This is a genomic window from Aquimarina sp. 433, assembly GCF_054054605.1.
Genome location: NZ_JBSWZK010000007.1, coordinates 269,195 through 293,756 on the forward strand (window position 1 = coordinate 269,195; position 24,562 = coordinate 293,756).

General features: G+C 34.9%; 20 protein-coding genes. 16 read left to right on the top strand and 4 right to left on the bottom strand.

Annotated features, from left to right (window positions below; all coding sequences use genetic code 11):
- Positions 1–16: 16 nt before the first annotated feature.
- The 16 genes from ACWNT5_RS15850 (at position 17) to ilvA (ending at position 21,781) form a co-directional block, all read left to right on the top strand.
- On the top strand, positions 17–3,877 hold the full coding sequence (locus tag ACWNT5_RS15850; protein ID WP_456517882.1) for an eCIS core domain-containing protein: 3,861 nt from the start codon (positions 17–19) through the stop codon (positions 3,875–3,877).
- Between the two features lie 283 nt (positions 3,878–4,160).
- A complete protein-coding gene (locus ACWNT5_RS15855; RefSeq protein ID WP_456517883.1) occupies positions 4,161–4,979 on the top strand; it encodes a peptidoglycan-binding protein in 819 nt (272 codons plus the stop codon).
- Positions 4,980–4,985: 6 nt separating this feature from the next.
- Positions 4,986–6,329: an ATP-binding protein gene (locus tag ACWNT5_RS15860; RefSeq protein WP_456517884.1), complete on the top strand. Its 1,344-nt coding sequence runs from the start codon at positions 4,986–4,988 to the stop codon at positions 6,327–6,329.
- A gap of 151 nt (positions 6,330–6,480) precedes the next feature.
- Positions 6,481–7,608: a DUF2891 domain-containing protein gene (locus ACWNT5_RS15865; protein WP_456517885.1), complete on the top strand. Its 1,128-nt coding sequence runs from the start codon at positions 6,481–6,483 to the stop codon at positions 7,606–7,608.
- An 82-nt stretch (positions 7,609–7,690) separates the two neighbouring features.
- A complete protein-coding gene (locus ACWNT5_RS15870) occupies positions 7,691–8,911 on the top strand; it encodes an Nramp family divalent metal transporter (RefSeq protein WP_456517916.1) in 1,221 nt (406 codons plus the stop codon).
- 26 nt (positions 8,912–8,937) lie between these two features.
- Positions 8,938–9,669: a 5-oxoprolinase subunit PxpA gene (gene pxpA / locus ACWNT5_RS15875; RefSeq protein WP_456517886.1), complete on the top strand. Its 732-nt coding sequence runs from the start codon at positions 8,938–8,940 to the stop codon at positions 9,667–9,669.
- Positions 9,666–10,400, top strand: coding sequence for a 5-oxoprolinase subunit PxpB (gene pxpB, locus ACWNT5_RS15880; protein ID WP_456517887.1), 735 nt, complete (start codon positions 9,666–9,668; stop codon positions 10,398–10,400). Before pxpA ends, pxpB begins: the two co-directional genes overlap by 4 nt.
- Positions 10,401–10,405: 5 nt before the next feature.
- The gene (locus ACWNT5_RS15885) at positions 10,406–11,254 is read left to right on the top strand and encodes a 5-oxoprolinase subunit C family protein (RefSeq protein WP_456517888.1); all 849 of its coding nucleotides are present in this window, start codon (positions 10,406–10,408) and stop codon (positions 11,252–11,254) included.
- Positions 11,255–11,623: 369 nt separating this feature from the next.
- Positions 11,624–12,022, top strand: a complete 399-nt coding sequence (locus ACWNT5_RS15890) for a hypothetical protein (RefSeq protein ID WP_456517889.1) — start codon at positions 11,624–11,626, stop codon at positions 12,020–12,022.
- A gap of 662 nt (positions 12,023–12,684) precedes the next feature.
- On the top strand, positions 12,685–13,491 hold the full coding sequence (locus ACWNT5_RS15895) for a sensor histidine kinase (RefSeq protein ID WP_456517890.1): 807 nt from the start codon (positions 12,685–12,687) through the stop codon (positions 13,489–13,491).
- Positions 13,492–13,507: 16 nt separating this feature from the next.
- Positions 13,508–14,164, top strand: a complete 657-nt coding sequence (locus ACWNT5_RS15900) for a response regulator (protein ID WP_456517891.1) — start codon at positions 13,508–13,510, stop codon at positions 14,162–14,164.
- 595 nt (positions 14,165–14,759) lie between these two features.
- The gene (gene ilvD, locus ACWNT5_RS15905; RefSeq protein ID WP_299607170.1) at positions 14,760–16,436 is read left to right on the top strand and encodes a dihydroxy-acid dehydratase; all 1,677 of its coding nucleotides are present in this window, start codon (positions 14,760–14,762) and stop codon (positions 16,434–16,436) included.
- 41 nt (positions 16,437–16,477) lie between these two features.
- Positions 16,478–18,211, top strand: coding sequence for a biosynthetic-type acetolactate synthase large subunit (gene ilvB / locus ACWNT5_RS15910; protein WP_456517892.1), 1,734 nt, complete (start codon positions 16,478–16,480; stop codon positions 18,209–18,211).
- A gap of 2 nt (positions 18,212–18,213) precedes the next feature.
- A complete protein-coding gene (gene ilvN / locus ACWNT5_RS15915; RefSeq protein ID WP_299607173.1) occupies positions 18,214–18,747 on the top strand; it encodes an acetolactate synthase small subunit in 534 nt (177 codons plus the stop codon).
- A 180-nt stretch (positions 18,748–18,927) separates the two neighbouring features.
- A complete protein-coding gene (ilvC, locus tag ACWNT5_RS15920; protein WP_299607175.1) occupies positions 18,928–20,403 on the top strand; it encodes a ketol-acid reductoisomerase in 1,476 nt (491 codons plus the stop codon).
- A gap of 112 nt (positions 20,404–20,515) precedes the next feature.
- Positions 20,516–21,781: a threonine ammonia-lyase IlvA gene (ilvA, locus tag ACWNT5_RS15925; protein WP_299607177.1), complete on the top strand. Its 1,266-nt coding sequence runs from the start codon at positions 20,516–20,518 to the stop codon at positions 21,779–21,781.
- Between the two features lie 10 nt (positions 21,782–21,791).
- Here the strand turns inward: ilvA and ACWNT5_RS15930 are convergent, their stop codons facing one another.
- The 4 genes from ACWNT5_RS15930 to ACWNT5_RS15945 form a co-directional block, all read right to left on the bottom strand.
- Positions 21,792–22,181 (bottom strand): hypothetical protein, encoded by a 390-nt coding sequence (locus tag ACWNT5_RS15930; RefSeq protein WP_299607179.1) that lies wholly within the window; start codon positions 22,179–22,181, stop codon positions 21,792–21,794.
- Positions 22,182–22,269: 88 nt separating this feature from the next.
- Positions 22,270–22,812 carry an acyl-CoA thioesterase gene (locus ACWNT5_RS15935; RefSeq protein WP_456517893.1) on the bottom strand — a complete coding sequence of 181 codons (543 nt, stop codon included), beginning with the start codon at positions 22,810–22,812 and terminating at the stop codon, positions 22,270–22,272.
- A gap of 6 nt (positions 22,813–22,818) precedes the next feature.
- Positions 22,819–23,187 (bottom strand): 6-phosphogluconate dehydrogenase, encoded by a 369-nt coding sequence (locus ACWNT5_RS15940; RefSeq protein WP_456517894.1) that lies wholly within the window; start codon positions 23,185–23,187, stop codon positions 22,819–22,821.
- An 18-nt stretch (positions 23,188–23,205) separates the two neighbouring features.
- Positions 23,206–24,546 (bottom strand): IPT/TIG domain-containing protein, encoded by a 1,341-nt coding sequence (locus ACWNT5_RS15945; RefSeq protein WP_456517895.1) that lies wholly within the window; start codon positions 24,544–24,546, stop codon positions 23,206–23,208.
- Between the last annotated feature and the right edge of the window lie 16 nt (positions 24,547–24,562).

The following is a 24,562-nucleotide window of genomic DNA, read 5'->3' on the forward strand; positions in this document are numbered from 1 at the left end:
ATCTGTATAGAGTAACATGTTTACAACGGCAACTAGAAATACTACCAGCGCTAAATCTAGCAATACTTCTCTTTTCCAAAAGGATAAGGCGAATAATGCTTTTATTCAACCAAAGTTGAATATTGGTAAGCCTGGTGATAAGTATGAAATAGAAGCAGATAGAGTTGCTGATACAGTTGTTGCTAAAGGGAATGATCAAAGTAGTTCTTTTTTTAGTCCAGTTCCGCAAGTACAAAAACAACAAGAAGAGGATGTTCAGAAACAAGAACTGACGGATAATGAGGTTCAACAAAAATCTTTAGGCGATACCGTAACTCCTTTGGTTCAGCGACAATCAGAAGAAGAAATACAAAGCAGAGAACTGCCAGAAAATCAGATACAGCCAAAAGCAGAAGGTACTAATGTCGTAACAGAACTTCAGAAACAGGAAGAGGAGATTCAGGAAAAAGAGGAGGAAGAAGAAGATGTACAATTGGTACAGCTGAAATCCCAAGCTGCATCAGTAACAGATAGCTCAATAGAATCTAGATTACATAGCTCCAAAGGAAGTGGGGCACCATTGCCAAAAGATACCAAGACCCAAATGGAGTCAGGTTTTGGTAGAGATTTCAGTAATGTACGAGTGCATACTGATTCGAATGCAAAACAAATGAGTCAGGATTTGGGAGCGCAAGCTTTTACACATGGTAATGATATTTATTTCAATGAAGGTAAATTTGATACTTCTTCCAATTCTGGAAAGCATTTACTTGCGCACGAATTGACGCATACGGTACAACAAGGAGCATCTACGGTTAGAAAAAAGCCAGTAGAAGTAACATCTGCTCCCAAAATGGTTCAAGGATCATTCTTAGATTGGATACCGGATTGGATATTGGATAACGCGCGTAACCTACCTGGTTATTTGTTGTTTACGGTGATTATACAATACGACCCTTTACGAGGAGAGCGAGTAGAACCCACACCGACAAACCTTTTAAGAGGGCTCATAGGTTTAGTACCATTTGGAGTAGCAATTTTCGATAAGTTACAGGAGTATGCAATTATTCAGAGAGTTTTTGATTGGGTAACAGGAAAGTTAAGTGAATTAAACCTCACTACACGAGCACTTTTAGATCTGGTAGAGGAGACATGGGAGAATAATTCTGCAACTTCATTTATTGGTGCATTACGAGAAGAATTTAATGATCTGGTGGATAGGGTCACCACATTTGCTAGTTCTCTAGTAGATCAAATCATAGACTGGATTAAAGAAGCTTTAATTGATGTGGCAGAACCTATTTTAGCAGAAAACCGTGCTTGGTCTCTTATTAAAAAGATCATACATTATGATCCATTACGAGATGAGGAAGTAACTGCTACCACTGTAGAAATTTTAGAAGACTTTCTAATGCTCATTGGTAAGGAAACGGAGCTAGAGCAAATGCGAGAGCGAGGCACCTTACAAGAAACTGCCGATTGGTTAGATACGCAGGTAGGAACGTTTATGTCTTTGTTAGGAGAGTTAAGAGGATTGATTAATGCTGCTTGGGAGGCTATTCGTCCTGCAAACCTGACAGAGATTTCGGCAAACCTTACCGCTTTATCAGGAAGAGTTACAGGATTTTTGGAAAGAGTATGGGCATTCGCATCAACAGTAGCAATCGAAGTATTAAAGCTTATTAAAAAAGCATTGTTGAGTTGGCTTTCTTCTGTTGCCAATGAAACCAGAGGATTCTCATTGGTAAAAGTTATTATAGGTAAAGATCCTTTCACTGATGAACATGTTCCTAGAACAGTGCCAAACCTTATCCGTGGTTTTATGAGTCTGATGGAAGGAGGCGAGGCACAATATGCTCAAATGGTAGAAACAGGTGCTATTGCAAGAATTGTTGGAGAAATCCAAGCGGCAGTAGATACTCTAAACATGACTCCACAGTATATCGTTCAGCTATTTACGGATCTTTGGAATTCTTTTACAATCGATGATCTTTTAAATCCTATAGATGCGTTTGTTAGAATTATAGAACGATTCGGAGAACCTATCGGTAGACTTATTGCTTTTGTGGCAGAGATAGTTCGAATTGTAATCGTAGGGATTTTGGAAATCATGAATTTCCCGTTCGATTTAATTGGAAATATCATTACCAGATCCTTACAGGCTATCGAAGATATCAAAAGAGACCCTATTGGATTCCTTAAGAATATACTGAGAGCGATTAAGGAAGGGTTTGTAAAGTTCTTTGATAACATCGTTACTCATTTGATCAATGGAGTAATGGGATGGTTAATGCGAGAATTAAGAGATGCTGGAATACCGGAATTAACAGATTTTTCTTTACAAGGTGTTATCAGTTGGGTATTGGAGGTCTTAGGGCTTTCTATGGAACGTATTTGGGAAAAACTAGCTGAACATCCTCGCATCGGCCCAGAACGAGTAGCCAGAATACGTGGGGCAATTAATACACTGGAAGGAATTTGGACTTTTATTAAAGATGTACAGGAACGCGGAATCGCAGCAATTTGGGATAAGATTCAGGAACAGTTGAGTAATCTGTGGAACGTAGTAATTGATGCAGTGAAAAACTTTGTAATGACCAGAATCATTACCCAAGTTACGACCAGATTATTAAGCATGCTAGATCCAACTGGAATTATGGCAGTAGTGAATGGAGCAATTGCTTTCTTCAATGCGGTTCAGAGTTTTATTCAGTATTTAAGAGAAATGCTAGAGGTGATCAACTCTTTTGTCAATGGAGTGGCAGATATCGCACGAGGAAATGTAGCTACAGCTGCAGATTATTTGGAGCGTACTATGGGACAGTCCATGCCTGTAGTGATAGGATTTTTGGCAAATCAAGTTGGTTTGGGAGGTATAGGAGCCAGAATAGCAGAAATTATTGGATCTGTAAGAGCATTGATTGACGAAGCCTTAACATGGTTAGTAAACAAAGCAGTTGATACCGGCATGGCCTTGTTGGATAGGGTGATGAGAAGACAAGGAGATGATGATTTAGTTTTGGTTAAACAAAATTTGCATCAAGAAGAAAGAGCTTATTTAACTAATGGTGCAATAAACAACGAAGAAGCGCAAACAGTTGCTCAAAATGTAGCTAATAGGAATAGTAACTTAGTGAGTTCAATTGAGGTTATAGATGGTCAGGATACTTGGGATTATAATATAATTCAGAGAACAGAAGAAGAAGGACCTAGAAAAGAAGAAATTGTAATAGAAGAAGATGTTATATTGGAGGTCATATATGAAGGTGGAAGGATTCGACTAAATTTTATAGATCAAGAAACAACAGCTGTTATATCGCCTGAAGTTAGTGATAGAAGGTTATTACAAGTATTACAAGAACTGGAAATGGAAGATTATCAAGCAGGATTGTTTTACAATGAGTTAAGATCCCGAAATATTATCAATACGGATAGTTTTAGACAATTACTTATTGCACATGCGAGACCATCTTCTGCTGGACAGGATCCTGTTACATTTTTAACAAATAAACTTACGATGAATGAATCTACTGCAGCAGCATGGAGCAGTCCCCAAAGCAATACGATGAGAAACAGAGGTGTTAATTTAGGCACTGATCAGGATGGAAACCAAAGAGAAACTCTTTCAAGATTTGCGCAAATTTTTTATGAAAAAGAGGTAGGAGATTGGCAAAGTAGACCTTTGGAACGCGATCATGGACCGGGTGAGCCTCGAATTTTGGAATATATTTATCAAAAACAAGGTAATCCTCAAGTAATTTCTTTAGGTGTTGTGGAGCTTAATGATAATGGAGAAATCGTACAAATTATTGAAGTTAATTCTAATAATATCCGTGGAGGTAGAAGTGGATTGATTCAATTATTAGAAAGAAAAGGTTGGAGAATGAATCTAAGTTAATTGCTTTTGGATTAATAACACAGAATAATTACATATAAATCAATTGCTTTAAAAGCCAAAGTGTATGCAAGAGCAATAAGTGTTCTAGGCAATGATAAATGTTCTGACAAAGAGTAACAACTTGTAGATAAAGGTTCTGGCATAAAGAGCACAGGCAAAAAACCCTTTAAAGATTAGTTTTTAACCCTATTTAAAATCAGTTAATTAAGAGTAAATTTAGAATCTAAATTACCAAGCCAAATCTGAATGTTTAAATCTCAATTATTCACTAAAGTGTGTTACAATGAAAAAAACAGCATATCAAAAAGAATTGGTTATTAAAACAACTCAGAAAAGAAGGGGAGTTGACAATAGTAGGAAAGAAGTAAGGAAAATTCAATCTTGGTTAACGCTGTTTTCGATTCCTAATCCAGGAAGTGGAACCGCTACAGAAATTGATGGAGATTTTGGTCCAGCAACAGAAAGAGCAGTGAAGAATTTCCAGAGATTCCATAATCTCGAAACTACTGGAATTGTAGACCAAGAATTGTTTAGTAAATTATGTTTTGGGTTAAAACAAGCTTTCGAAAAACCATTACTAAGTACAAACCTACGAGATTTAATGGTAGAAGTTGCAGAAAACCATTTACATCAACATCCTTTTGAGTTAACCATTAATGGAGAATCCAATAGTGGTCCTTGGGTACGTAGTTATATGGATGGAAATGATGGTTCCTTATGGTTTTGGTGTATGGGATTTGCACAGGCAATTTTGGATCAGGCTGCAAGTGCTTTGGGTAAAAATTTTAAAACCTTAATGCCCTTAACATACAGTTGCGATACTGTTGGAAATACAGGATTAGAAAAAGGATTGTTATCCAGATATCAAAAGATTCGACAAGATCCAACGATTATAAAGCCAGGAGATATCTTCTTAATTCAAAAATCGAGATTGGATTGGACGCATACTGGAGTGATCATTAATGTAGATAATGATGTTATTGAGACTATAGAAGGAAATACAAATCACCAAGGTTCTAGGAATGGTGTTGCAGTAATGAAAAGAACAAGAAGCTTTAGAAGATCTAAAATAGATGTATTTTCAATAGAACCTTTAGTGTAAAAAAACATGACAAAAACATTAATTCAAAACACCGCACATTTCGATAGTAAGTTGTCTTACTTAAGAGAAGTAATAGCGTATCGTTTAAAAGATAGCTATACAAATGATGTTCCTGTTTTCCCCAGGTTTCACGAGATCATTTCAGATGATTCGTTATTTTCGGAGTTTGCTAGAGTTAAGCAATTATCACAGGATGAGGTAATCACGCTGTTACTGGCAATTGTTCCTCACCTAATGCCTAACTTTTTCACGTCTATCATTTCTGATTTTTTACCAAATGGAGGAGAATTACCAGAATTTGGTGGAGTAAAAGGAAAAAACCATAGAGGTATTATCCCTACAGGAGAAACAGTGCAGTTCATTTTAGGAGGCAATGATATTCAAAAGAGGATAGCATTGACTGAAATGTTTCACGAAGATCATCTTTTTAAACAAGAAGGAGTCCTTTATTTAGATTCCATTCCAATGGGAGAACCCAGAATGAGTGGGCGTTTGATTTTAGATGAAGAGTATATAGCACTATTTACCACAGGAAGTATATTGAAACCTACGATGAGTAAAGATTTTCCTGCTGAAAGAATAGAAACTCAATTAGAATGGACGGATTTAGTATTACAATCCAAAACTTTACAGCAAATAAAAGAGATTGAATCATGGCTTAACTTTAATGAGATGGTGCTAAATGAATGGAATATGAAATCCAGAATTAAACCTGGTTATCGTATTTTGTTTTCGGGACCTCCAGGAACAGGAAAGACGCTTACAGCAACCTTGTTAGGAAAGTATACCGGATCACATGTATATCGTGTAGATCTTTCTATGATAGTCTCTAAATATATCGGAGAAACAGAAAAGAACTTATCCAAACTCTTTGATAAGGCTAAAAATAAATCATGGATTTTATTTTTTGATGAAGCAGATGCTATTTTCGGAAAACGAACTAATGTTAGAGATGCTCATGATAAATATGCAAACCAAGAAGTATCCTATTTATTACAGAGGATCGAAGCACATCCTGGACTAGTAATTCTAGCTACTAATTTCAAAAATAATATCGATACTGCGTTCACAAGGAGATTTCAATCTATTATAGAGTTTGAGAATCCATCTTATAGAGAGCGACTAGAATTGTGGAAGAATAACCTTCCTGATAAAGTATCATTAGCCAATGATGTTTCTCTCGAAGAGATTTCTAAAAAATATGCGCTTACCGGAGCAAATATTATGAATGTGATACAACATGTTTGTATAAAGACCGCGGCATCAAAACATGCTGAAATTCTTTTAGAAACCATTTTAGAGGGTGTGAAAAAAGAATACTTAAAAGAAGGTAAAATGATCACTATATAAAGTGATTTTTAATAGTTTATGAACTATTTATTCATGTTATTAACAATCCTATAGATTAAAAAGAGGAAATCAATATTTTTAAAAACAATCGTCTTTGGATACCCAAATATATTGCAATAATCAGGGGATCAAGAATTAAAAATATTGTCACATGAATCGATTAGTTGTAGTATTTTTTTCAATACTAATATTAGCTTGTAATCCCTCTGAATCTTCATCCGAAAAAACCGTGAAAGAACCTACTACGGTAGTATCGAATACTATTAAAGTAGTTATTGAAAAACCTTTAGAATTAACTAAGAAACAGGCGATTTCCTTATTAGAATTACCTTTAGCTTGTATCAATACGGAATACCCAAATAAATTAGGGCAAACCATAGGTGGTAAAGAAGATATTGGAGAGCCTAGTGTACTACACCCAGCTTTTTATGGTTGTTTTGATTGGCATTCTTCGGTGCACGGACATTGGTCCTTGGTAAAGTTGCTAAAATCTTTCCCAGATATCGAAAACGCCGCAGATATTAAAACAAATCTCTTAGCCAATATTTCTAAAAAGAATATTGAAGCAGAAGTTGTCTATTTTGAAGGTAAACACAATACTTCTTATGAGCGAACATATGGTTGGGCATGGTTACTAAAATTAGCAGAAGAAATTCATTCATGGGATGATCCTGTAGCTAAAGAATTAGAAACGAATTTACAACCGCTTACCGATCTTATTATACAACGGTATATCGATTTTCTACCAAAACTAAAATATCCAATACGAGTAGGAGAGCATACGAATACTGCTTTTGGATTGTCATTTGCCTACGATTATGCAGTTGCTTTGGATCATCAACTCCTAAAAGAAGCTATAACCAAAAGAGCAAAAGAGTTTTATACAAACGATATCTCTTGTCCGATAGTTTGGGAACCTAGTGGATATGATTTTTTGTCTCCTTGTTTAGAAGAGGTCGATATTATGAGAAAGATTTTATCCAAATCATCTTTTGATGCTTGGGTTCAAGATTTTATGCCACAACTTAAAAACAAGGATTTTGATATTTCAGTAGGAGAGGTTTCGGATAGAACAGATGGTAAACTTGTACACTTAGATGGACTTAATTTTAGTAGAGCATGGGTTTTGTATGGTTTAGCAAATCAATATCCAGAGTACGAACATCTTGTGAATATTGCAAATAAGCATGTCAACTACTCATTACCAAACCTTGTTGGAGATAGTTATGAAGGAGGTCATTGGCTAGGGTCTTTTGCCATCTATGCGCTTCAAAAATAGACTAGTAACACAGCACTAAAAACATACATGAATGTTCTCAGCGAATGTTCATTGTCCTACTAACATTTTAATACATAATTATATGATCAAATGGCTTCCTAAAATAGGTCCAGGTACCTTAGTAACTGCTGCATTTATTGGTCCGGGTACCGTTACGGTCTGCACAATGGCTGGAGTACAATTTGGATTTACCTTGCTTTGGGCTTTGGTATTATCGATTGTAGCTTGTATTATTTTACAGGAAATGTCTGCGCGATTAGGACTGGTAACGCAACAAGGGTTGAGTGAAGTAGTAAAGTCTCAGTTTGCAAATAAAGCTATTCGTTGGATACTCATTGCATTGATGTTATCCGCAATTTTTATAGGAAATGCAGCTTATGAAGCAGGAAACATTAGTGGAGGTGTCCTTGGAGTATCTACGATCATAGGATCTCCTACCATACAGATTGGAAGTATACCGCTTAACTATGTCAGTGTTTTGATCGGAATTGTCGCTTTTTTACTGCTGTATATAGGAAATTATAAGATTTTAGAGCGAAGTCTTATCGTTTTAGTACTGTTCATGAGTCTTGCATTCATTATCGCAGCAATGGTAACAAAACCAGACATATCTCCTTTGGTAAAAGGGTTTATCCCTGATCTCTCTTCCGATAAAATACTGACCATAGTTGGATTAATAGGTACTACTGTGGTTCCTTATAATCTGTTTTTACATGCCTCTATTGTAAGCGAAAAATGGAAGTCAAAGGATGACTTACCAGCAGTACGAAGGGATACCGTAGTAGCAATAGTACTTGGAGGATTGGTTTCGATGGCAATCATTGTGGCAGGAGCAGCGATCCAGCAGTCAGAGATAAATAATGCAGCTGATCTGGCAAAAGGGTTAGAACCTGTTTTTGGGTCAATGGCAAAATATGTCCTATCGCTTGGGTTGTTTGCAGCTGGAATTACATCTGCAATCACAGCTCCTTTAGCAGCAGCATATGTGGTGAAAGGATGTCTTGGATGGGAGGATGGATTGAAGAGTAAACGCTTTAGAATGGTCTGGATGTTTATCCTTTTTTTAGGCGTTTTATTTTCATCTTTTGGTATCAAATCTATTGTCATTATTCAGTTTGCTCAAGTGGCAAATGGAGTCTTACTACCTATCGTAGCGATCTTTCTTTTATGGGTAATGAATCAGAAAAAATTATTGGGGAATTTTACGAATTCTAAACTGCAAAATATAATGGGTGTTTTGATAGTGTGTGTTACTTGCTTTTTAGGGTTTAGAGGTATTTGGAAAGTGATAATAAATTTGTAAGAAATAATTTTATAAAATGTAAGAATTTGAAAAAAGTTTTATTGAATGCAGATGTGGGAGAAAGGGCAGGATTTGATGATCAAATTATGCCATTTATTTCGTGGTGTAATGTTGCTTGCGGTGGGCATGCAGGTGATGACGAAGAGATAAAAAAAACAATAGATTTAGCTATACAGTATAATGTAAAAATTGGAGCACATCCTTCATATCCTGATCGAGAAAATTTCGGAAGAGTGTCCATGAAAATTTCTCATGATGATTTGGTTAAAACATTGACCGATCAAATTTTGAAAGTTAAAAGGTTTACCGAACAAGCAGGTGCGATATTGCATCATGTAAAACCACATGGAGCGTTGTATAACGATGCTGTAAAAAACAAAGGTATTGCTAAAGCTGTTGTTGATTCGGTTAAAGATATAGATAAAAGTTTATTAATAATATCGCCAAAAGATTCTGTTATTTCTTATTTTTACAAAGATGATTTTGAGATAAAACATGAGGTTTTTGCAGATAGGAATTATAATGATGATTTAACATTGGTGTCGCGATCAGAAGTTGGTGCGGTGATAAAAAATCCTGAAAAAGTTTTTAATCATGTTTGGAAAATGATTTCTGAAGAAAAAGTAAAAACAATCAGTGGAGAAGAAGTGGATGTTTTTTTTGATACAATTTGTGTGCATGGTGATAATCCAAAATCTGTTGAAATTTTGAAGTATATATATAAGGAGTTAACAGCTAAAAATTACGTGTTAAAATGAAGAATTCTGATGTGAAATTTGACTATAAACAATACAGTGAGAATTCAATTTTGATTCAAACCGATGCAAAAGTTGATGAAAATTTGCTGAATTTGTTGATTTTTTATAAAAAATCCATCGAGGAATTTTATGGTAAAGTAATTGTTGAGGTAATTTTATCATATAACTCGTTATTAATTTTATATGTATCCACTATAGAGAATATCTATGATAGGTTTTTTGAACTAAAATCACTGGTTTCTAAAGAAGTTTTAAAAAAGAGTGTGAAAAAACGTTTGTGGAATATACCTGTTTGCTATGATGAAAATGTGTGTCCGGAAATCGTTACGTTTGCTGATCAAAAATCAATGAGTGTTGATGAGATTATTTCGCTTCACACTACTCCATTATATACAATTCATTTTATCGGTTTTTTACCAGGATTTTTGTATTTGAGTGGTCTTGATGAAAAATTGATAACTCAAAGAAAATCGAATCCTAGTCGTTTTGTAGAAAAAGGATCTGTGGCGATTGGTGGAAATCAAACTGGAGTTTATCCATTCAATAGTCCTGGTGGTTGGCATGTGATTGGTAGAACTCCTTTGTCTTTTTTCGATGTCAATTCGGATCCTTGTTGCTTTGCTACTCCAGGTGATAGAATAAAGTTTATATCGGTAAAAGAAAATGAATACAACGATATAGGTTTATCTATTGTTAATAAAAATTATCAGTTAATTCCTGAATATTTATAATAGTCATGGTAGAGATTTTATCTTCAGGGATGTATACGACGATTCAGGATAGAGGTCGTTTCGGATTTTCAAAATATGGAGTTCCACAAAGTGGTGCTATGGATAAAAGATCTTTTAAGTTAGCAAATGCTTTGTTAGGGAATGATGAGAATTGTGCGGTTATAGAGTGGATGATAATGCCGCCGATTTTAAAGTTTTATGAAGAGTCGGTAATAGTTCTCACAGGTGTAATATGTGATCCGTATATGAATGATCAACCTGTAAAATTTAATCAACCTTTATTAGTAAATAAAGGAGATGTTTTAAGGCTAAAAAATATATCAAAAGGTGTTTTTGGTTATGTAGGAATCAAAAATGGATTTTGTACGAATCGTGTTTTGAATAGTAGGTCGCAATATAAAAATATTACAGCTTCAGAAAAGTTTGTTAAAACTGATAAGATATCGTATAGTAGTTATTGTGGATTTTTAACATCGTTATCTTCTGTGAAAATTGAAAATGATTGGTTCGGTCAAGAAGGTTTAGAGGTGTATCCAGGTCCTGAATATGATCTGTTAAGTGATACCGGAAAGGCATCTATTTTAAGGGGGAATTTTACTGTTTCTAATGAGAGTAGTCGGATGGCTATTTCATTGAATGAAGAGGTGGGGAATAATCTAACTTCTATGATTTCGGTTCCGGTGTTGCCAGGTACGGTTCAATTAACGCCTTCAGGCAGGTTGATTGTTTTAATGAGAGACTGCCAAACTACGGGTGGATATCCAAGAATTTTTCAATTATCAGAGGAGTCAATAAATGTTATTGCACAAAAAAGGGTAGGCGAAAGTGTAAAATTTAAAATGTCGTCTTTTTAGGTAGATTTGCTTCAATACAATATTTAATATTTTAATTTTCCATTCGATTTGAAGTTTTATAATAATTAACTGGTTAAATAGAGTTGCGTATATGTGTTGTTGGTTTTTTATGCTATAAGTTAATCTGATTATAAGTTTGTTAAGTTTATATAGGTTGTTGATAGGGGTAAAACCACCTGTAACATATAGGGGGAAAACCCCCTTTGTGTATTTTTTTTGAATTTTATAGTATCTGTTTAAGTATTTGAAAATCAAAATATTGTAATTATGGTTTTTCCGTAAACAAAGTTTGCTAAAGGTTAGGGGTATTTGCGGATAATCTTGTTTTTTGAATATATTAGCATTAATAAACCCGTTAAACAAAATATTATGGCAAAAAAAGTACAAAAACCCCAAAAGTGTATCAGTGTAGAGAAGGCTAAGGAGCTTCATAATAACTGGTGTGGTAAAAGAGGTAAAAGTCTTGAAAAAAGTTTAGGATTTGAAGATGCACATGAATTTCATTGGACTCTTGCAGAGTTAGAGGAATATGTGGCATATGTAAAACAAGAATCGGAAGCACAAGGGATTAAAAACCCTGGAATTAGGGCGTACATGGGAGCGTACTCTCCATCAAAATGTAAAATGGGAAGAGGGTATTCTACTTTATTCTTTGCGCCAACAGGTTCTCGTCCTGGAGCAGGAAAAGATGGAGGAGATGATGAAAATAATTATGATATAGATGCTTTTAATGGCGGATCAAGTGGATGGCCTCCAAATAAGTATTAATAAATGCCTTTTTATTTACACATAATTTTTGAGTTCGTTGCAGCTTTGTTTGGAACTTATTATATTAATAAACACCGGGTGGATAAATCTACTCGGTATTTTGTTTACTTCTTATGGTTAACCTTTTTAGTTGAATTAGTAGGATTGTATCCTGGTCTAATGTATTACGGAATATGGTTAGAGCATTTAAAGGATACTAAATGGTTTGAAAATCATTGGTTATATAATATCTTTTTTATTTTAAACTTTTCTTTTTACTCATTTTATCTGATCTCGAATTTTTACAGTAATAAGTACAGAAATTTATTAGGCACCTTAGTTAAAGTCTATATTGTGGGTGCTGTGATTAATTTGATTTTTTCTGATGTCTATTTTGTAAGAATATCTTCATTTACATATGTTTTTGGAACTATTTTAATATTTATTAATGGTTTTATTTATTTTTTTGAGATTTTACAAAGTGATAAAATTTTAAGCTTTTATAAGGTAATTCCTTTTTATGTTGCTTTAGGATCAATAATTTTTCATATCGTGGTAGCTCCTATGTTTATTTATGATAAATATTATGATTTAGATAGTCCTAATTTTATACATCTTCGTAATATTATTTTAAAAATTGCGATCTTTTTTCTTTATACTTGTTACTCTATTGGATTTATTATATGTTACAAGAAGAACAAATCTTACAGAAGGAACAGATCTTACTCATAGTTTACTTTACAGTAATCATTTTATTCTTTGCGATTTTTGGTATCGTATTCTTTGTAGCCTTTCAAAGGAGGAAGAATAAATTATTATTGGAACGTTTAAAAGCAAAACAACGTTTTGATGAAGAACTCCAAAACTCTAAACTAGAAATCCAAGAGCAAACCCTAAAAAATGTAAGTTGGGAATTACATGATAATATTGGTCAGTTGTTATCTACTGCTGTAATGCAAATCAATATTTTAAGTGCCAATTTAGAACCAAAGATCAAAGACTCCGTGCAAGATATCCGAGGTTTGGTTGGTGATAGTCTACAAGAAATCAGAAATCTTTCTAAAACCCTCAATCACGAAGTAATACAGAATATTGGTCTAATAAAATCTATCCAGGTAGAATTAGATCGATTTAAAAAACTAAATTTTTTAACTCCAGAGCTTATTGTTACTGGAGAAGAATTGTTTATCAATCCTAAGGATGAAATTATCATCTATCGTATTGTTCAGGAGTTTTTCTCTAATACTATAAAGCATGCAGAGGCTTCTCATTTATTAGTAAAACTAGAGTATTCGCCAGATGATTTAGCAATTACTATCAAAGATGATGGTGTAGGGTATGATATGGAATCTGTACAAGCTAATTCGGGATTATTAAACATGAAAAGTAGAGCAGCTTTGGTAAATGCAACTTTAGACTGTATTTCGGAGCCTAATAAAGGAGTATTGCTTACCTTGCAGTACCCATTTAAAGAAGAAGATAAGGTATAATAAAATTAAATCGAAAATGAAGAAAAAGACTGTTGTCATTGTAGATGATCATCTTCTATTCGCTCAATCTCTAGAAAGTCTTATAACCAATCTCGAAGGATATGAGGTTTTGGCTATTCTAAAAAACGGAAAAGAACTCACACAATATTATCTGCATAAAAGAAAAAAACCAGAACTCATCTTGCTAGATGTGAAAATGCCTGTGATGGATGGTATACAAACCATGCAGTGGTTAAAAGAAAACCAACCTGAGCAAAAAGTATTGGCGCTAACTATGGAAGATGATGAAGAAACTATCATCAAAATGTTAAGGGCAGGAGCGAGAGGATATTTGTTAAAGGATATCCATCCAGAAAACTTCGAGTTTGCCATGAAAATGGTTATCGAACAAGGGTTTTATTATTCGAGTAAGATAGAGACTGCGCTAAAATATACAGAAAAAGCAGATGCGAAAACGACTGAAAACCTTGCTGAAAAACTAACCGATCGAGAATGGACTTTTTTAAAGTATGCTTGTTCCGAACTTACGTATAAGAATATCGCGGGTGAGATGAATTTGAGTCCTAAAACCATAGAAAATTATAGAGAAGCAGTGTTTAAAAAATTGCAAGTAAAAACAAGAGTAGGGCTTGTAATTTACTGTATGAAGAATAACTTATTTAAATTAGACTAAAGATTTCTATTCGTAACTATTTGTTTTTCAATATTAAATTTTACTATATTTAGCCTCATAAATGAAAAAAACAAATTTAAATATCATTAATGTCATTATTATCGAGGTGATTATTTCATCTTGGTAAAGGGATATGATATGATACAATCTTATACTAAAATCCCTTTACGTTCGTAAAGGGATTTTTTTATGAGCTGTTTTAAACCGGTTCTATTAATAAAGTAAAATAATGAATTTACAACAAGTAATTATTGTCCAAATTATTATCAACATCGTGATTATTATATCAGGGTGAGAAGGGCGTTATGAATATATAATTTAAAAATCCCTTCTACTATTAGAAGGGATTTTTTTTAACTAAAAAAATAAAAATATGATATGTAGTGATTGTAAATAGATTAAGTGTAAGTATCTGTAAATCAGTATAAAATGATGGTTTGTGAATGGTTGGATGTTGTAAGCTTATTGAATTAAATTTAACAGTTTAGTCATTACGAAATAATTTTATACTATGGTTTATTTAGATACATGAGAATATGTTAATAAATAGGTTAAAAAAATAAGAAATCGATAAAAAAATAACATTCAGATAAGGATGAGTATTAATAAATATAGTAAACGAGTTACACAAGACGACACCCAACCAGCTGCGCAGGCCATGCTTCATGCGGTTGGGTTAACCGATGAAGATTTTAATAAGCCATTAGTTGGTATTGCCAGTACAGGTTATGAAGGAAATCCTTGTAATATGCACTTAAATGACCTGGCCAAGTTAGTCAAACAAGGCACAAGAGAAGAAGATGTGGTTGGGTTAATCTTTAATACGATCGGTGTAAGTGATGGAATTTCCATGGGAACTCCAGGAATGCGTTTTTCATTACCGTCTAGAGATGTTATTGCGGATTCTATGGAAACCGTAGTACAGGCAATGTCCTATGATGGAATGGTAACAGTAGTTGGATGTGATAAGAACATGCCTGGAGCATTAATGGCGATGATTCGTTTAAATAGACCTTCGATTTTGGTATATGGAGGTACAATTGCTTCGGGATGTCATGAAGGACGAAAGCTAGATATTGTTTCGGCATTTGAAGCTTGGGGTGAAAAAGTAGCCGGAACGATGGAGAACACAGAATATAAAAGTGTTATTAAGAAAGCAATTCCTGGTGCTGGAGCTTGTGGAGGAATGTATACCGCAAATACCATGGCATCAGCGATCGAAGCTTTGGGGATGTCACTTCCGTATAATTCATCAAATCCTGCTATTAGTAAAAACAAGGAAGAAGAAAGTATCGCTGCGGGTAGAGCTATGCGAGTGCTATTGGAAAAAGATATTAAACCTTTGGATATCGTTACCAAAAAGTCATTAGAAAATGCTGTTCGTCTGGTAACGATCTTAGGAGGTTCAACAAATGCTGTACTTCATTTTTTAGCCATTGCTAGAGCGGCAGATGTAGAATTTACCTTGGCAGATTTTCAAAGAATAAGTGATGAAACTCCATTCTTAGCAGATCTAAAACCAAGTGGAAAATACCTAATGGAAGATGTTCATGATATCGGAGGGATTCCTGCTGTGTTAAAATATCTTTTAAAGAAAGGGTTATTACATGGAGATTGTTTGACCGTTACTGGAAAAACGTTGGCAGAAAACTTATTAGACGTTCCGGATTTAGAAGAAGGACAAGATGTGATAAAACCATTAGAAAATCCTATTAAAGCAACCGGACATTTAAGAATCATGTTTGGAAACTTAGCGAAAGATGGATGTGTTGCAAAAATAACTGGGAAAGAAGGTTTGAGCTTTACAGGTAAAGCCAAAGTTTTCGATAGTGAGTATGATGCGAATGATGGTATTAGGGATGGAAAAGTTCAAAAAGGTGATGTAGTCGTCATTAGGTACGAAGGTCCTAAAGGAGGTCCTGGAATGCCAGAAATGTTAAAACCAACAGCGGCAATCATGGGAGCGGGCCTTGGTAAAGAGGTTGCATTGATTACAGACGGAAGATTCTCAGGAGGAACACATGGCTTTGTTGTAGGTCATATTACTCCCGAAGCACAAGAAGGAGGTTTGATTGCATTGGTAGAAGATGGTGATATGATCACTATCGATGCTGAATCAAATTCTATTACGGTTGCTATCGAAGAAGAAGAAATAGAAAGAAGAAAAGCTGCTTGGGTTCAACCACCGTTGAAATTTAAAAAAGGAGTTTTATATAAATATGCCAATACAGTTTCATCTGCATCGCAGGGTTGCGTAACAGATGAATTCTAAAAAACATTTCAGTACGAGCTGAAAGAAAAATATATAGCGTAATGGAAACACAAACGCAAACAATAAAAAAAGAAACTGAAACAGCCTCTGGTCGAATGACAGGCGCTGAAGCAGTAATACATTGTCTGTTATCAGAAGGTGTAGATTTAATTTATGGATATCCTGGTGGAGCAATTATGCCAGTATATGATGAGTTATACAAGTTTCAAGATAGATTACATCACGTTCTTACCAGACATGAACAAGGTGCTACGCATGCAGCACAAGGGTATGCAAGAACTAGTGGAAAAGTCGGAGTCGCAATTGCTACTTCAGGTCCGGGAGCTACAAATTTTGTTACCGGAATTGCGGATGCGCAAATTGATTCGACGCCTATGGTTTGTATTACAGGTCAGGTAGGTTCTCATTTATTAGGATCTGATGCTTTTCAGGAAACGGATATTATAGGAATTTCTACTCCAATCACTAAATGGAATCATCAGGTCACCAAAGCTGAAGATATTCCTTCTGTGTTAGCCAAAGCATTTTATATCGCTCGTTCAGGTCGTCCTGGTCCTGTTTTGATTGATATAACAAAAGACGCTCAGTTTGGTGAACTGGATTTTAACTATGAAAAGTGTAAAGGTGTACGAAGCTATAAACCCGTTCCTGAAACAGATCCAGAAACAGTACAACAAGCCGCTCAATTAATCAATAATGCTAAGAAACCTATGATCGTCTTTGGTCAGGGAGTGATTTTAGGAGAGGCTGAAGAAGAATTAAAAGATTTTGTAGAAAAATCAGGAATCCCTGCCGCTTGGACTATTTTAGGACTGTCGGCATTGCCAACAGCTCATCCATTAAATGTGGGAATGGTAGGAATGCATGGAAATTATGGGCCTAATAAGCTTACCAATGAATGTGACTTATTAGTTGCTATCGGAATGCGATTCGATGATAGAGTTACAGGTAATTTAGAAACTTACGCAAAACAAGCAAAGATTATTCATTTCGAAATTGATCCGGCAGAGGTTAATAAAAATGTAGAAGTAGACGTTGCTGTAATGGGTAATGTTAAAAATACCTTGGCTAAAATACTACCATTAATAGAGCCAAATACCCATGAAAATTGGTTGCAGGAATTCAAAGATTTTGATACTGTAGAATACGAAAAAGTCATTAAAGATGAGCTGTATCCTTCTAAAGAAGGACTTTCAATGGGTGAAGTATTGCGAGGAATTAATGAAGAAACCAAAGGTGATGCAGTTATTGTATCCGATGTAGGGCAACATCAGATGATCGCTTGTCGATATGCAGAATTTGTAAAAACAAAAAGTAACGTCACCTCTGGAGGATTAGGAACTATGGGATTTGCCTTGCCTGCAGCTATAGGTGCTAAAATGGGAGCACCAGATAGAGAAGTGGTGGCAATTATTGGTGATGGAGGTTACCAAATGACCATACAAGAATTGGGTACCATTTTTCAGACAAGAGTACCTGTGAAAATTGTAGTGTTAAACAATGATTTCTTAGGAATGGTGCGTCAGTGGCAACAATTGTTCTTTGATAAACGATATGCCTCTACAGAAATGGTAAATCCTGATTTTATTACTATTGCCAAAGGATATCATATTGCAGCTAAAAGAGTAACAAAAAGAGAAGAATTGCAAGGTGCAATTAAAGAAATGATAGCTTCCGAAGAACCTTATTTCTTAGAAGTGTGTGTAGAAAAAGAAAATAATGTATTTCCTATGATACCCACAGGAGCGTCGGTTTCGGATATAAGATTATGTTAGTTATGGAGAGAGAGTGTTATACCATATCAGTATATACTGAGAATAATATAGGATTGTTGAATAGAATTTCTGCAATTTTCCTAAAACGTCATATTAATTTAGATAGTATGACCGCTTCTGTATCTGAAATAAAAGATGTATTTCGTTTTACTATTGTTGTAAAAATTACTGAAGAACAAGTAAAGAAATTAGTAGGTCAGATCGAAAAGCAGATTGAAGTTATCAAAGCGTTTTATCATAAAGATGATGAAACGATTTATCAGGAGACAGCATTATTTAAAGTTGCTTCAAAATTATTATTTGAGGAGCGACAAATACAAAATGTGATTAAAGAAAGTAATGCTAATATCGTCACAGTGACTCCAGAGTTTTTTGTTCTGGAAAAAACAGGAAGACGTAAAGAAGTCGAAAAATTATATGATCAACTAGAACCTTATGGATTAATGCAATTTGTTCGATCTGGAAGAATAGCAGTAACTAAGGATAAAATGCATATATCATCTATATTAGAAGAATTTGTAGAAGAAACTGTGTAAGGGATAGCAGTGGCATCCTTTTCTAGGGGTGCCCTGAGGCTCTCGAAGGGAACCATTAGAAAAGATATAACGAATAGCCCGATCCGCCTCAAGCGGGATACACACAAAAAATAAAACAACTAAAAATCAAAATTAAATAGATTTCCGTGAGAACGGAAGTAACCACAAATTAAGAAGGAAATGGCAAATTATTTTAATACGCTATCATTAAGAGATCAATTAACACAATTAGGTAAATGTAGATTTATGGACTCTTCTGAGTTTACAGATGGAGTAAATGCATTAAAAGGAAAGAAAATAGTAATTGTGGGATGTGGAGCACAAGGACTGAATCAAGGATTAAATATGAGAGATTCTGGTTTAGATATTTCATATACACTGAGAGAAGCGGCTATTAAAGAGCAAAGACAGTCTTATAAAAATGCTACAGAGAATGGATTTACAGTAGGAACTTATGAAGAATTAGTGCCTAATGCAGACGTGGTAATTAACCTTACACCGGATAAGCAACATACTCAAGTGGTAAATACAGTAATGCCTTTAATGAAAGAAGGAGCTACATTGTCGTATTCTCATGGATTTAATATTGTAGAAGAGGGAATGAAGGTTAGAGAAGATCTAACGGTGATTATGGTAGCACCAAAATGTCCTGGTTCTGAGGTAAGAGAAGAATATAAAAGAGGATTTGGAGTACCAACCTTAATCGCAGTACACCCTGAAAACGATCCACAAGGACATGGCTTAGATCAAGCAAAAGCGTATGCTGTAGGAACAGGTGGTGATAGAGCAGGAGTCTTAGAATCATCATTTGTAGCTGAAGTAAAGTCGGACTTAATGGGAGAACAAACCATTTTATGTGGACTTTTACAAACGGGATCTATTCTTTGTTTTGATAAGATGGTAGAAAAAGGAATTGATCCTGGATATGCTTCAAAATTGATTCAATATGGTTGGGAAACTATTACCGAAGGGTTAAAATATGGTGGAATTACCAATATGATGGATAGACTATCAAATCCTTCAAAAATAAAAGCATTTGAACTTTCAGAAGAGTTAAAAGATATTATGCGTCCGTTATTCCAAAAACATATGGATGATATCATTGGAGGTCATTTTTCTAAAACAATGATGGAAGATTGGGCAAACGGAGATAAAAACCTATTGTCATGGAGAGCAGAGACAGGAGAAACAGCTTTTGAAAAAACACCAGCTGGAGATGTTGAGATTTCTGAACAAGAATATTACGATAATGGAGTATTGATGGTAGCTATGGTAAGAGCAGGAGTAGAGTTAGCTTTTGAAGCCATGACTTCTTCTGGTATTATTGAAGAGTCCGCTTATTATGAGTCTTTACATGAAACTCCATTAATTGCCAATACAATAGCTCGTAAGAAATTATTTGAAATGAATCGAGTGATTTCTGATACTGCCGAGTATGGATGCTATTTATTTGATCATGCGTGTAAGCCATTGTTGGCAGATTTCATGAAAAAGATTGATACCGATGTTATAGGAAAGGCTTTTGACGCTGGTAAAAACAACGGTGTAGATAATGCTAAATTAATAGAAGTAAATACTGCTTTGAGAAATCATCCAATTGAAGTTGTCGGTTCGAGACTAAGAGCTTCGATGACTGCGATGAAGCCAATAGTATAATATAAAGTTTATTTGTCTAGCTGGGTCTGTTGAAGTTTTTTTGAGATGTGTATTGTGTAATCTTTGATGGACTCAGACTGGCAGATGAATTATTACTATGTAAAGAATGAATATGGATACTGAAGTAACCACATATTTTCCGGAATTAGAAGATATCCAAAAAGCGGCCTCCACTATTAAGGAGGTCTCTATGGTTACTCCCCTAATGAATAGTATACGATACTCAAAGAAATATGATGCCAATATTTTATTAAAAAGAGAAGATCTACAAAGGGTACGGTCTTATAAAATTAGAGGAGCTTTTAATAAAATTAGCTCATTAACCAAAGAGCAATTGGCTAAAGGGGTTGTATGTGCTAGCGCTGGTAATCATGCGCAAGGTGTTGCTTTTGCTTGTCATCATTTAGGAATCGAGGGAACCGTTTATATGCCATCTGTAACACCAAAACAAAAGATTGAACAGACACAAATGTTTGGTGGAGATCAGGTGGAAATAGTTTTAGAAGGTGATACTTTTGATGATGCCTCCAAAGCAGCTAGAGATATCTGTAAAACACAAGGGAAGACGTTTGTACATCCTTTTGATGATCCTAAAACTATAGAAGGTCAAGGAACTATTGGTTTGGAAATTTTTAAGCAGGTAGATCATCCTATTGATTACATTTTTGTAGCTGTTGGAGGAGGTGGATTGGCATCTGGCTTATGTGGTGCTATGAAAGCGCTATCACCTAAAACAAAAATTATTGGAGTAGAGCCTAAAGGAGCTCCATCCATGTTGACATCTATTCAGGAAAATAAAAATACTGAGATCGTAGATATTGATAAGTTTATTGATGGTGCTGCAGTGCAAAAGGTTGGAGATTTAAATTTTGATATATGTAAATCTTATTTGTCAGATATGATAACTGTTCCTGAAGGATTGGTATGTCAAACAATTTTGGATTTGTATAATAGGGATGCAATCGTAGTAGAACCTGCAGGCGCTCTTACTTTAGCTGCTTTAGAAACTTATAAAGATAAAATCAAAGGTAAAAATGTAGTGTGTATTGTTAGTGGTAGTAATAATGATATTACACGAACTGCGGAAATTAAGGAAAGAGCATTGTTATATGCAGATTTGAAACACTATTTTATAGTTCGCTTTCCACAAAGAGCTGGTGCCTTAAAACAGTTTGTTGGAGAAATATTAGGTCCCAATGATGACATCACTCATTTCGAATACTCCAAAAAATCAAGTAGAGAAAATGGTCCTGCAGTAGTAGGAATTGAACTTAAAGATAAAAAGGATCTTCAACCTCTAATTGCGAGAATGAAAGAGCATAATTTTTTTGGAGATTATCTTAACGATAAGCCAGATCTATTTCAATTTCTAGTATAGTAAAATAGGACTATTGTTCTAAAAGCCCATCTGCAATCCAATCTTCAACAATATCGATGGTAGCTTGTGGCATTCTTCCTCCTTCATCAGAAGGTGGCATTACATTAAAAGCATTTGTGGTATTTATAAAACTAAATAAATTTCTATCATTTACTGCGTTTACTACTTGCTGAAAGGTAACTAATTCCATTGGTGCCGAATTTTGTAATGGGGATCCATGGCACTCTAAACAATTGGAATCTATAATCGTTTTTACATGACCTATATAGGTAGAAGTTTGTTCTGGAATCGGATCTGGATCGATAACTACATCTGGTTCAGTAGTTCCATCATCACTACTGCTACAACTTATTAGAATCATCGTAAATGCGCACAGTAATAGTAAAGTTGGGGATTTCATAGTTTTCAATTTTTCTTAAATATAGCAAAATTCTTAAGAGTACATCATGGTATTCTCTGATAGCACTAACGCAGACTTCTAGAATAAATTATAATGCTAATTGTATATTGTATTCTTTTAACAATTGTATATGATCTTCTAATCTAAATTCAGAAGCTTTAAATCGGTCTTTTCTCGCACTTGCATCTTCTTTTCTGATAATACTTCTTACAAAACGACGCACTGCGGTCTCGTTTTCCAAAATCAATCCAGGGACCGTAATACTTTTTCCTTCGTCATTTTTTGCAACCATGGTAAAGTAGCTAGAATTACAATGTTTTACTTTACCAGTCATAATGTTTTCTGCTTCTACACGAACACCAACCACCATAGAGGTAGTACCTACATGATTTATAGAGGCTTTCATAGTAACTAACTCTCCAACTTCGATAGGTTTTCTAAAATCTACCTTATCTACACTGGCTGTTACACAATACGCTTCAGAATGTTTTGATCCACAAGCAAAGGCAATCTGGTCCATTAAAGAAAGAATATAACCACCGTGAATTTTACCACTAAAATTGGAATGCGAAGGTAGCATCAATTCTGAGATGACCACTCTGGATTCTTTTGCTGCTTTATATTTCTTCATGTATAATTACTTATTTCTAAAATGTGGTGATTCTTCTTCTTCTACATCGATCACAAAGTATTTAGAGTCTCCTAACCACGAGACCTTAGCAAAACGTTCCTTATACTTTAGTTTTACATATCGTCCTTGGTATTCTTCGAGTTTTTTGATCACTTCTTTATTTTGGTCCTCTACCGAAAAACTGAATATTTGTGCACCAGATATTCCTTGGCTTATTTCTCCTTCCCAGGTTTTAAATAAAACACCTTTATTGCTAAATTTAATCAGTTCTCCACTTCGCACACCTTCGCTATAAGTTGCATAATAAACCGAGGCATACCATGCAGCAAAAAGTACTACAATGGCGGCAATAATAATTAAAAGAATTTTTTTCATTTGTGTATAAAAGTAGCTCTAGAATTCTGGTGTGATTATTCGTATGGCATCATCTGTACCTATATAGATCACATCATTTTCATCTATGAATAAGTTTCTAGGGTTATTAAAAGTGGCAATAGAAGGAATTCCATCCATAAATCCAATTTCTCCAGTTCCAGCGTAGGTAGTTACAATACCATCGGTGTCAATTCTTTTAATTTTTTGATTTCCAAAATCAACGACAAAAATATTTCCTTGAGAATCGACAGCCACATCTAGTGGACTTGCAAATTGAGCAATATCACCTTCGCCATTAACATCTCCAGTGGTTCCTGTTCCGGCGATAGTAGAAACTACTCCTTGAGCTGTAACTCTTCTTACACTGTGATTTCCGGCATCGGCAAAAACAATATCGCCATTAGCTGCAATTGCCATACCAGCTGTAAAACTGATCAGTGCAGTGTCTGCGGGTCCGTCTACAAAGCCTGCTACGCCTGTTCCGACTAAAGTACTTACTGTATTATCAGGTGCTATTCTCCGAATAGTAGCATTTCCTAATTCACTTATATAAATATTATCTGAATTATCTATAACAACTCCTATGGGTTGGGCAAATTGGGCTATACTACCATCACCGTTCACCAATCCTACATCTCCTGTACCAGCAATAGTTTCTACTGTTTCAGAAGAAAGATTTATTCTTCTAATCTTTTGGGCTGCTAAATCAGATACAACAATATTTCCCTGAGAGTCCATGGCCATACTTCTAGGATTATTAAAGGTAGCTTCTGTAAATGTACCATCCATGTCTCCAATTACACCAGTCATCCCAGTAACTGTGCTTACAATATTATCAGTATCGATTTTTCTTATTTTGTTATTACCATAATCTGATATGAATACGGATCCTTCTTCATCGGTTAATAATCCCCATAATGCAGAAAAACTTGCTTGTGCCACAGGACCATCCATATCTCCAGGCATTTCACTTCTTATCAATGTAGACACTTGAGCAGAAGTGATTACATATGTAAACTCAGGGCCCATTACGTTTTCTCCATTAAGAACAACACGAACAGTACCTGTTTGAGCTCCTCTGGGAACAATGGCAGTGATCTCTGTTTCTGTAACCGAATTAACAATGGCCTCAACATCATTAAAAAATACTGAAACAGCATTAGGATTCGTGCCAAAAGAAATACCGCTAATTGTTACTTCGGTGTCTCCAGGTCCACTAGTTGGAGAAATACTTTCAATTTCTGTCGGAACAAAAACAAGATTATCTCCATCTTTTGTACAACTCGTAATACTTAGGAAAGACAAAAGCAAAAGTATCTTTACATTACTTTTTTTAGAAATAAGAGAAAAAGATGCCATGTGTTGAAGTTTTAAG

Bases quoted from the DNA above. Each gene is read 5' to 3' on its own strand.
- ACWNT5_RS15850 (WP_456517882.1), top strand. From the start codon at position 17: ATGTTTACAACGGCAACTAGAAATACTACCAGCGCTAAATCTAGCAAT.
- ACWNT5_RS15855 (WP_456517883.1), top strand. From the start codon at position 4,161: ATGAAAAAAACAGCATATCAAAAAGAATTGGTTATTAAAACAACTCAG.
- ACWNT5_RS15860 (WP_456517884.1), top strand. From the start codon at position 4,986: ATGACAAAAACATTAATTCAAAACACCGCACATTTCGATAGTAAGTTG.
- ACWNT5_RS15865 (WP_456517885.1), top strand. From the start codon at position 6,481: ATGAATCGATTAGTTGTAGTATTTTTTTCAATACTAATATTAGCTTGT.
- ACWNT5_RS15870 (WP_456517916.1), top strand. From the start codon at position 7,691: ATGATCAAATGGCTTCCTAAAATAGGTCCAGGTACCTTAGTAACTGCT.
- pxpB (WP_456517887.1), top strand. From the start codon at position 9,666: ATGAAGAATTCTGATGTGAAATTTGACTATAAACAATACAGTGAGAAT.
- ACWNT5_RS15885 (WP_456517888.1), top strand. From the start codon at position 10,406: ATGGTAGAGATTTTATCTTCAGGGATGTATACGACGATTCAGGATAGA.
- ACWNT5_RS15890 (WP_456517889.1), top strand. From the start codon at position 11,624: ATGGCAAAAAAAGTACAAAAACCCCAAAAGTGTATCAGTGTAGAGAAG.
- ACWNT5_RS15895 (WP_456517890.1), top strand. From the start codon at position 12,685: ATGTTACAAGAAGAACAAATCTTACAGAAGGAACAGATCTTACTCATA.
- ACWNT5_RS15900 (WP_456517891.1), top strand. From the start codon at position 13,508: ATGAAGAAAAAGACTGTTGTCATTGTAGATGATCATCTTCTATTCGCT.
- ilvD (WP_299607170.1), top strand. From the start codon at position 14,760: ATGAGTATTAATAAATATAGTAAACGAGTTACACAAGACGACACCCAA.
- ilvB (WP_456517892.1), top strand. From the start codon at position 16,478: ATGGAAACACAAACGCAAACAATAAAAAAAGAAACTGAAACAGCCTCT.
- ilvN (WP_299607173.1), top strand. From the start codon at position 18,214: ATGGAGAGAGAGTGTTATACCATATCAGTATATACTGAGAATAATATA.
- ilvC (WP_299607175.1), top strand. From the start codon at position 18,928: ATGGCAAATTATTTTAATACGCTATCATTAAGAGATCAATTAACACAA.
- ilvA (WP_299607177.1), top strand. From the start codon at position 20,516: ATGGATACTGAAGTAACCACATATTTTCCGGAATTAGAAGATATCCAA.
- ACWNT5_RS15930 (WP_299607179.1), bottom strand. From the start codon at position 22,181: ATGAAATCCCCAACTTTACTATTACTGTGCGCATTTACGATGATTCTA.
- ACWNT5_RS15935 (WP_456517893.1), bottom strand. From the start codon at position 22,812: ATGAAGAAATATAAAGCAGCAAAAGAATCCAGAGTGGTCATCTCAGAA.
- ACWNT5_RS15940 (WP_456517894.1), bottom strand. From the start codon at position 23,187: ATGAAAAAAATTCTTTTAATTATTATTGCCGCCATTGTAGTACTTTTT.
- ACWNT5_RS15945 (WP_456517895.1), bottom strand. From the start codon at position 24,546: ATGGCATCTTTTTCTCTTATTTCTAAAAAAAGTAATGTAAAGATACTT.